The sequence below is a fragment of the Psychrobacter sp. FME13 genome (assembly GCF_014861395.1).
Lineage (GTDB): Bacteria > Pseudomonadota > Gammaproteobacteria > Pseudomonadales > Moraxellaceae > Psychrobacter.
Map to the genome: position 1 here is coordinate 1 of NZ_RRYV01000124.1, position 9056 is coordinate 9056.

Consider the following 9056-nt stretch of genomic DNA (forward strand, 5'->3'; position numbering starts at 1 on the left):
CTTACAACGATCTTGCCTTAGGTGATCCGCGTACATTTATGCTTTCAGCAACGATAGATTTTTGATTTGAGCCAAGGGTTTTATTAATCATATAACTGTTGAAGGCTCAGCCCTGCGTGCTATATAAGTAATAACACGCAGGAGTTTTTGACCTATGAAGTGAGGCTGTACAGCTTCAATGGTGATTTAACACCGTAAACCTAATTCCATAAAAGTATAATTATATGAACTTATTGTATGGTACCCTTAGTTTAACATAATATACATTATGCGAAAACAAACCAACGGGTTTTGGTGATTTATAATAAAGCTTTTATATAGCACTTACAGCGTTCTCATTCTGGCTATCTGCTATCACTAAGTTATAAAATATACGCTGATTAAATTTATTAGCCAGTTTATTCTTGAGAATTTATTTCTGTGTACTGTTACTATAAATAATAGTCTTATTCACGTTAAGGATATTTTTATGACGAAATTATCTACGACCTCAGCATTGAGCATGATGTTTGCATTGCCATTATTATTGGCTGGCTGTCAATCTCAATCTATTATGAGCACGCCGCAGAACATCGTTCAAAATAATACAGATCAAAATAGCATAAATCAAAACAATTCAGGCATCGACACGGCTGTTATAAATCAACAAACACTGGAACAGCAATCCTTACGCATTCAGCAAGCGCTGGCCAATGGCGACTATGCCAGTATTGCTAACGATATCCACCCAACACGCGGCGTTCGATTCTCAATGTATGCGTATATTCGCCCAGAATCAGATAAAGTCTTTAGCCGTGCTCAATACCTACAATATTTACATGAGTCCAATATTCGCTTCACTTGGGGCGAAAAAGACGGCATTGGTGACTTACTTGTCACGCCATTGCCTGACTATTTGCGCACTTGGGTCAATGCAAGCGCCTTTAATGACAACCCTACGATTACCCTTAATAACAGCCAAGCTATGGGCAACAGTATTGATAACTTAAACAAAATATATCAAAACTCTGATTTCGTTGAGTTTTATAGTAGCGGTAGCGAAGAATATGGTGGCATGGATTGGCGTGCGATGCGTTTGGTGTTTGATAGCTATCAGGGAAAGCGTTATCTTGTAGCGATTATTAGTGACCAATGGACGATTTAGAGTATATAAAACGACTAACCTAACAAGCTTATAAGCTGATTGTTAACGGGCATCCTACTCTATCTGCTTGTAAATACAGCATATATTCAAATATAAGTATATATTTTGCAACTCATGTTGTATGTCAGGTTGCATGGTTTTTGATACGGTTGTCGATATGGCTTTTAATAGAAATTTTGTGGATTAGCCCTCTAATGACAACATATTCATAATTAGCTTAATCAAGGTTTCTTTTTGATTGGGGTCAGATTCCGCAACCAGTAAGGTTAATGCTGCAAGCCCGGTATTATTGATAACCATGTCACCTTTGTCATTTAGCAACCGATGGTTACGGTGTAAAAAATCCACGAACAAAAAAGCACCGCTGCGTTTATTGCCATCGGTAAAGGGATGGTTTTTTACCATAAAATACAGTAGATGCGCCGCTTTACTCTCGATAGTCGGATACGCAGGCTCACCAAAGACCGTTTGCTCTAAATTGCCCAATACACTGTCCAAGCCATCACCACGAGGCTTAGCGAATAATTCAGTTGCCTCACCCCTGTCTATCAGCTGCGCTTTCAAATTCGTCAGCGCTGCCATCGCCTCAGTCGTATTGGGGAGTATGCCACCATCTTGTCCTGCGGGACTGTCAAGCAAACCTTCATCATAGCGCTGTAACCATAAAAACGTCTGCGTATAACGGCTGATAATCTCAACCAGTCCGCGTCCTTCATCGGTTTTTAGCTCGGGGCTTTGCGCAGTTTTTTTGATTAGATTTAACGCTTGTTGTAGCTCGCTTGAGTTTTTATCGAAGCGTTGTTGATTGAGCGTATAACCTTGTACCAAGTACTCACGCAGACGCTGCGTTGCCCAACGTCTAAACTGCACTCCCTGAGGAGATTTGATGCGATAACCTACTGATATAACCACATCTAGGTCATAAAAGGTTACTGGACGATCTGAATTTGCAATATGCATTTTTTGCATATTGCTTTTTTCAGCGATTTCTTCATCGTTTATGGCGTTATTAATATGGCGAGAGATCACTGATTGATCGCGGCCAAACAGCTCAGTCATTTGTGCTTGTGACAGCCAAACTGTCTCTTGCTCAAAGCGCACATCTACTTGCGCCTTTCCATCAGCACTTTCATAGATCTCTACTGTTGCCATATCGTCATTTATCGCAGTAATCATCTCAGTTTTTTAATCCTAATATATACGTTCATACTGTTTTAGAGAAAGCTTCAAGAATTATTTATAGTGGCGTCTGACGAAAGAATTTGACCATGATGTCATAAATATCCGGATAAGCATCAATCAGGTTTTGCGGTGTCTCAAAAAACACCTCACTCAATACTGCAAAGAATTCTGCTGGATTACTCGCACCATAACGATCTAATCCCGACTTTCGATGAACTTGAAAGTCTGCAAAATCTCGCGTCATCACCTTAGTCCACTGAGTGCGATCAGTATCATGCTGCAACGGTGGAAAGCCATTGGCGCTGCCATTCATCATATCGAGCTTATGAACAAACTCATGAATGACGACATTGTGCCCATCACGCTCACCTGAGTGTTTGGCATCTTTCCATGACAAGATCACAGGTCCACGTAGCCACGCTTCTCCGCTACGGTGTTGACTACCTTGATGGACGATACCGAACTCATCCACCGTGGTTGTGTCGCTTTTGTATGAGCTGGGATAAATGATAATAGATGACCAGCCAGCATACCACTCAAGGCTTAGGTTTAGAATCGGCAAACAGGCTTGCAAAGCAATCGATTGTCTAACGGTGTCAGTCACCTCAAACCCTTGAGCACCGGTGATAGATTTATCAGCCAAAAACAACGTTGTAAGATCAAGTTGTAAGATCAAACAGTCGCTTCATCTCATCTTCATCTAGTCTATCAAGTATTGCTATACGCTTGGCAGCTTGCACCCAATCAGTGGTACTAAACTCACTATTATCCAGTATGCGCTGCTCGCGCCAGTCTTTTATGAGGTTAAACATATACTTTTACCCTACATCCATAAGATTATGAAAACAACAATAATTAGAAGAACATCAAAAAAGACGATAATACTTATAAAAACAAATACTTAGTTAGACATTCCTACTTCTTGCAAATAGTTATACAGACCTTCTGAAAATTGTCGATACCCTGCGGTATTGGCATGGATTTTATCAGATTTCAACGCATCGTCTGACAGTATCTTTGACCAGCCATTGGCATATAGCGGCACCCCTTCTGATTCGGCAATATCTTCATAAATAGGGTTGTCACTGGCTTTGCCAAACAGCGCACTGGCACTGAAATAAGGTTGTGAGATCAGCACGACGGGGATATCAGCCGATTTTAACTGATTGATAGTCGCTGTGATATTGGCAGTTGTGGTATTGGGAGGTAACTGCTGCAACACATCATTGCCACCGACACTGAGCAATACCAAATCAGGATTTTGATTAATGACTTGATCCGTTCGTGCCAGCACATCAGCAGAGGTATCACCGTTAACCCCTTCATTCACCAGACGCCATTTCGTCATGGTTGCCAAGACCGCAGGATAAGCTGTCTCAGGACTGGCACCATAACCATACGTCAGTGAATCGCCTAAAGCAATCACTGTGCTACCCGTAGGCAAAGTCGCTTGTGTTGGTTCATTAGCACAACCATTCAGAGCAATAGTAGTAATCCCTATACTTGCCAGCCCTAACATTTGCTTACAAAACTTCATGTCTACCCTCTCGTCCTATTACTTACTTCAGTACACACTTATCAATACGTTATCAGTGCACTGGCTCACGTTTGATTAAATTTATTACAATTTAGTTAAACTTATTTAAAACCTATTGTCTAACGCTTGTTGTATGTTACTCAGTATACGTTGTATAGTTTAAATCAGACACGGACTGTTTTTTGGGTATATTGTACAGACTGGTCTACCCATAACAGTGGAGAGGTTACCTAGAATACGTGAGGTCGTTATGGAGCAAAAATCATCTCAATCCCAAAATCAAGGCAAAACGCAAAGTCAGACACAGAGCGCGGCTACCACCAAAGCAGCCGTTAAAGACCGACTGCAAAAACAACCATCCGAAACGCCCAGCCCGCCTAAGATATTTAACGAATTACAAGACAGTAAAGGTCAATATCGCCCTGTTGCTAAATCTGTTGGCAATTGGCTAAATGACATCAACCTCGATTCCCTCAACCATTTAAACGAACAAGCCGCTGACATATTTTACCGTAAAGGTGTGACATTTACGGTGTATAGTGATGCCAAAAATATTGAACGAATGATTCCGTTTGATATCATTCCGCGTGTCATCTCCGCTAGCGAATGGCAGCAAGTAGAGGCTGGATGTAAACAGCGCATCACTGCCCTCAATGCTTTCTTGCATGATATCTATCATGACCAAGCTATTATGAAAGAAGGGGTTGTCCCCGATGCTTATGTCTATGCAAGTGGCTGCTATGAACCATGGATGATGGGTATTGAGCTTGACAAAGCTATCTACTCACATATCAGTGGTATCGATTTAATCCGAGACGAATCTGGCAAATTCTGTGTATTAGAGGACAATCTGCGCACACCATCTGGCGTCTCGTATATGTTAGAGAGCCGCAATATATCAGAGATGTTATTGTCTGATATATTTGAAGACACACCCATCTTAGGTATCAGTGATTACCCCAAACGTCTCAAAGCCTGTCTAGCCAGCTCTACCAGCAAATACGACCCACAAATTGTTATCTTAACCCCAGGGCGTTTCAACAGTGCTTATTATGAGCATGCATTTTTGGCACATGAGATGAATGTGCCGCTGGTTCATGGTTATGATCTAATCGTCGAGGACAGCAAGGTTTATATGCAGGGGATTCGCGGTAAGGTGCAGGTCGATGTTATCTATCGCCGTATTGACGATCCTTATATTGACCCACTGGCGTTTTCTTCCAATTCTATTTTGGGCGTGTCAGGACTCATGAGTGCTTACCGTTCTCGCAACGTGGTCATTGTCAATGCACCGGGAACTGGCGTCGCCGATGACAAAAGTCTCTATCCATTTGTCCCAGATATGATTGAGTTTTATTTGGGTGAAAAACCCATCCTGCCAAATATTGAAACCTACCAATGCCGCAAACCTGATGATCTTGAATACGTGCTCGCCAATCTGGGTGATTTGGTGGTCAAAGAAACACAAGGCTCTGGTGGCTACGGTATGCTTATAGGACCAACATCGACCAAACAAGAGATTGAAGATTACCGTGTGCGTCTGTTAGAAAACCCAGCGGGGTTTATTGCCCAGCCGACGATATCACTATCTACTACCCAACAGCGGTCAGTGATGGTATTGCACCAAGACACATTGACTTACGACCTTTTATATTAAGCCATGGTGATGGAACCGTCGATATCGTACCAGGCGGCTTAACACGAGTGGCGATGGTTGAAGGCTCATTGGTCGTCAACTCCTCACAAGGTGGCGGCATCAAAGACACTTGGGTTATCGATGACAGTAACTTAAAGTCTTCCACCAAAAAAACAAACTGCAAGTGCTCGCCTTTATCATCAGACGTCAACACCTCAGATCACGCCAACTATTATGATCGTGTCCAGCCGCTAGAAGCAGGCTATGAGATGCTAGACGATGCACCGATGATACTACTACTCTCCACCGCCAGTTATCTCATATGGCTAGGTCGATACAGCGAGCGGCTGTATTACTATGATGATGTCATGAAAAAACTGGTCAAAGATAATTTTAAAAAATCACAGCTTAAGCATTTAATCAGTCACTTAGGTTTTAATGCAGATATAAACGAATCGTCTAAAACCATGAAAGCACAGATGATGTCTGATTTGGAGCGAAACATCATACCGAACATCGTTCAATCGATAGATGACAATGTACAGGAAGCAAAAGGCGTCATTGGTAAAGACACCGCTGAGTTATACAACTTGATTAAGCGTCTCTCAAGTGCTGGCACTTATCGGGCTGCAACCTTGCAGCTACATGCCTGTAATGCCGCTATGAAACAAGAGCATCCGACAGTGACTTGCTTTTGGCAATTAGGTCGTCATTTTGAGCAGCTTGAGCGGGCTGTGCTATTAGAAGAGGACTCAATAGAAGTCAGTCTTGAATTTAAGTATTGGATCAATGAGTTGCCGGAAAACACGCGCTGGCGCGAGCTGACACGTTTGGCCAACCAAATGATTCGATCGAAGAAATTTAGCGATTTTGAGCTGATTAGTAAAGAGTTTAATATCATTTTGCGTCAAGGTGTCTAGGCATGTCATCAATTAGCACATTGATGCAATTTAAAGCTTTAAAATGGCTAAACTTTCGTTAAACGGTGTCAAAACGCTTGTCAATATATTCATATTCACTGCGAGTTTTTCCTTGTTTAGCATCAATTTATCTCATTTTAATGCTCATAATCTAATTGGTGACACGCCCTAGCCATAAAATGATGAAAAGCGCTAATGATATAGTCAATTTAATAGTATTTAAAAACAAAACAAGGCAGGCACGTAAAAGCATTAACAAGAACAAACTAAGCGAGCCTGATCCTGTATTCGATTTATATGAGATTGATTATACATATGAAATAAACAGAAAATAGGAAGCTATCATGAAACTTCAAATCAGCCACCAAACCAACTATTATTATTACGGTGAGCTTGCACAGCGCAGTGTCCAATATATACGCATGACTCCAATGCAGATGCCTCATCAAATTATCCATAAATGGGAAGTAATGCTCCCTAAAGTGGCAACCAATCAAAAGGATGGGTTTGGTAATGACTGGCTCACGCTAAGCCGTAATGAAGCGCATAATAATTTGCAAATGCAAGCATCCGGTATCGTTGAAATCGATATAGAGACCAAACGTTTAGAGGATATGGCTCATGTCCCCTACCTACTGTTTACCGTACAAACACCTTTGACCAAATGTTCACAAGAGATGCGCGATTTTGCCGCGCCCTATCTAAAAAACCCCACCCATGACAGTCTCAAATCGATGGCCAATGCACTTATCATGAAAATGCCGTTTGTGAAAGATGTGACTCATGTAGGTACGACAGCTGCTGAGTCTTTTGCAACGAGCGCTGGCGTATGCCAAGATCACACTCATGTGTTTTTGGGTTGCTGCCGTGATCAGCATATTCCAGCCCGCTATGTGTCAGGCTACCTGTATGACGATACCGAAAACCATATGGCAAGCCATGCGTGGGCAGAGGTTTGGCTAGACGGCTACTGGTATACCTTTGATATCTCCAACCAATTGTTTCAACCAAGCTCTCACGTCTACGTCGCCATTGGTAGAGACTATTTAGACACAGCTCCTGTCCGCGGTGTCAGAATGGGCGGCGGCTATGAGAACCTTTATAGCCAAGTGCTAGTCAAACGACTATCATAGGACAATCATTAACGACTCTACTTTACGATTACTATAGCCAATCCACTATAAGAGAGTTACAACGTTAACTTCGGTTATCTTGTAACTCTTTTAAATTAAATCAATTACAATCAGGATGTTTTATGACTTATTGTGCTGCCATTCGCCTAAGAGAAGGCATGGTTTTCGCTAGTGACACGCGCACCAATGCAGGCGTTGATCATATATCAACCTTTAGAAAGTTATATCAGTATGGCATTGAAGGCGAACGCGTCATGGTACTACAAACCGCAGGCAGTCTAGCCACCTCACAAGCCGTATTTACCAAGTTGCAGAATGATATTGACCAGCGTTATGAAAGCAACCTCAATACCGCACTGACGTTATTTGATGCAGCCCAAATGGTAGGCGAATGTATGCGTAACGTGATGAATCATGCAAAACAAGTTGCCAACGATAATGATGGCAGTCGGTTTACCAGCTCGTTTATGTTGGGTGGTCAAATAAAAGGCCAGCCGCATGAGTTATATATGATTTACCCTGAGGGTAATTGTATTAGAGCCACCAAAGACACACCATTTTTTCAGTTAGGCGAAAGCAAGTACGGCAAGCCTATTCTAGATCGCTCGGTCACATACGACACCGATATACAGCATGCCGCACGGGCCTTGATGCTTTCATTCGACTCAACTATTCACTCAAACTTGTCAGTGGGTATGCCGATAGACTTTGTGATCTATAACAGTGACAGCTTAGAGATGCCTGAGGGTCGCCGTATCGATGAGAGTGACGATTATTTCAATCAAATTCGTCGTCAATGGTCAAAGTCGCTGCGTAATATATTGGTCGAGCTGCCTGAATATCCTGATAATTATTGGAATAAATAGTTCAGTGAGTCGTAAGACCTCAAGCAGGCAATAAAAAACCGGAGTAGCGCTGAATAAACAGCTCTACTCCGGTTTTGTTTTAAAGGCCTTGAATGTCATTATAATCATGATTCATTCAGTGTTGTGTAATCTACCTCATGACCTGGTACATGGAAGACTCACTGGACTGCACCTAGATAAAGGCCCTAGTGCATTAGCTCAATCACGATTGCGTGATTGCGCCAGCGAGCTAATGACACTAGGGCCTTTATCTAGGTATTAGCAGGACTGAAACAGTCTTCCTTGGGTAAAATGTAATGGCTTGACTCGTGGACGACGCAACGTCGCCCCTCACCGTAAACGGTGAAACGCTAAATCTCACAACCCGTTAATTCTGCCTTATAACAGTAAGTACTGTCAATACATAATTAACAGGTTTCTTTCGTTGCGACATCTGTTGTCGCTAGCTATTTATTTTATGACTTAGATTAACACACCAAGTGCAACGCTAATTAATATTATAGAACGCCTGCATAGGCGTCTTAAACCCTAATCGTTTTCTTGGTCTGTTGTTTAATTTGTTCTCAATGTCCTGCATCTCATCATCAGAGACTTGTCTAAAGTCACAACCCTTAGGCAAGTACTCTCTGATAAGGCCG

The 9056-nt window shown here is 42.1% G+C and carries 7 protein-coding genes and 2 pseudogenes; 4 read left to right on the top strand and 5 right to left on the bottom strand.

Going from position 1 to position 9056, the window contains the following annotated elements; translation table 11 throughout:
* Nucleotides 1–469 precede the first annotated feature (469 nt).
* The gene (locus tag EI164_RS12275; protein WP_192520245.1) at nt 470–1144 is read left to right on the top strand and encodes a hypothetical protein; all 675 of its coding nucleotides are present in this window, start codon (nt 470–472) and stop codon (nt 1142–1144) included.
* 183 nt (nt 1145–1327) lie between these two features.
* Here the strand turns inward: EI164_RS12275 and rhuM are convergent, their stop codons facing one another.
* The 4 genes from rhuM to EI164_RS12290 all read right to left on the bottom strand — a co-directional run bounded on the left by rhuM (nt 1328) and on the right by EI164_RS12290 (nt 3863).
* A complete protein-coding gene (rhuM, locus tag EI164_RS12280) occupies nt 1328–2320 on the bottom strand; it encodes a RhuM family protein (RefSeq protein WP_192520246.1) in 993 nt (330 codons plus the stop codon).
* A 61-nt stretch (nt 2321–2381) separates the two neighbouring features.
* Nucleotides 2382–2969, bottom strand: coding sequence for a zinc-dependent peptidase (locus tag EI164_RS12285; protein ID WP_263972668.1), 588 nt, complete (start codon nt 2967–2969; stop codon nt 2382–2384).
* A 16-nt stretch (nt 2970–2985) separates the two neighbouring features.
* On the bottom strand, nt 2986–3138 hold the full coding sequence (locus EI164_RS17090; protein ID WP_225739271.1) for a hypothetical protein: 153 nt from the start codon (nt 3136–3138) through the stop codon (nt 2986–2988).
* An 89-nt stretch (nt 3139–3227) separates the two neighbouring features.
* The gene (locus tag EI164_RS12290; protein ID WP_192520247.1) at nt 3228–3863 is read right to left on the bottom strand and encodes a GDSL-type esterase/lipase family protein; all 636 of its coding nucleotides are present in this window, start codon (nt 3861–3863) and stop codon (nt 3228–3230) included.
* Between the two features lie 250 nt (nt 3864–4113).
* Between EI164_RS12290 and EI164_RS17415 the strand changes: the two are divergent.
* The 3 genes and pseudogenes from EI164_RS17415 to EI164_RS12305 form a co-directional block, all read left to right on the top strand.
* Nucleotides 4114–5645 (top strand): annotated as a pseudogene (locus tag EI164_RS17415) (circularly permuted type 2 ATP-grasp protein); the annotation flags it as partial.
* Between the two features lie 1118 nt (nt 5646–6763).
* Entirely contained in the window at nt 6764–7552 is a 789-nt protein-coding gene (locus tag EI164_RS12300; RefSeq protein ID WP_192520248.1) for a transglutaminase family protein, read from the top strand.
* A gap of 122 nt (nt 7553–7674) precedes the next feature.
* Nucleotides 7675–8418 (top strand): peptidase, encoded by a 744-nt coding sequence (locus EI164_RS12305; RefSeq protein WP_192520249.1) that lies wholly within the window; start codon nt 7675–7677, stop codon nt 8416–8418.
* Between the two features lie 487 nt (nt 8419–8905).
* Here EI164_RS12305 and EI164_RS17095 read toward each other — a convergent pair.
* A pseudogene (locus tag EI164_RS17095) lies at nt 8906–9056 on the bottom strand (IS30 family transposase); the annotation flags it as partial.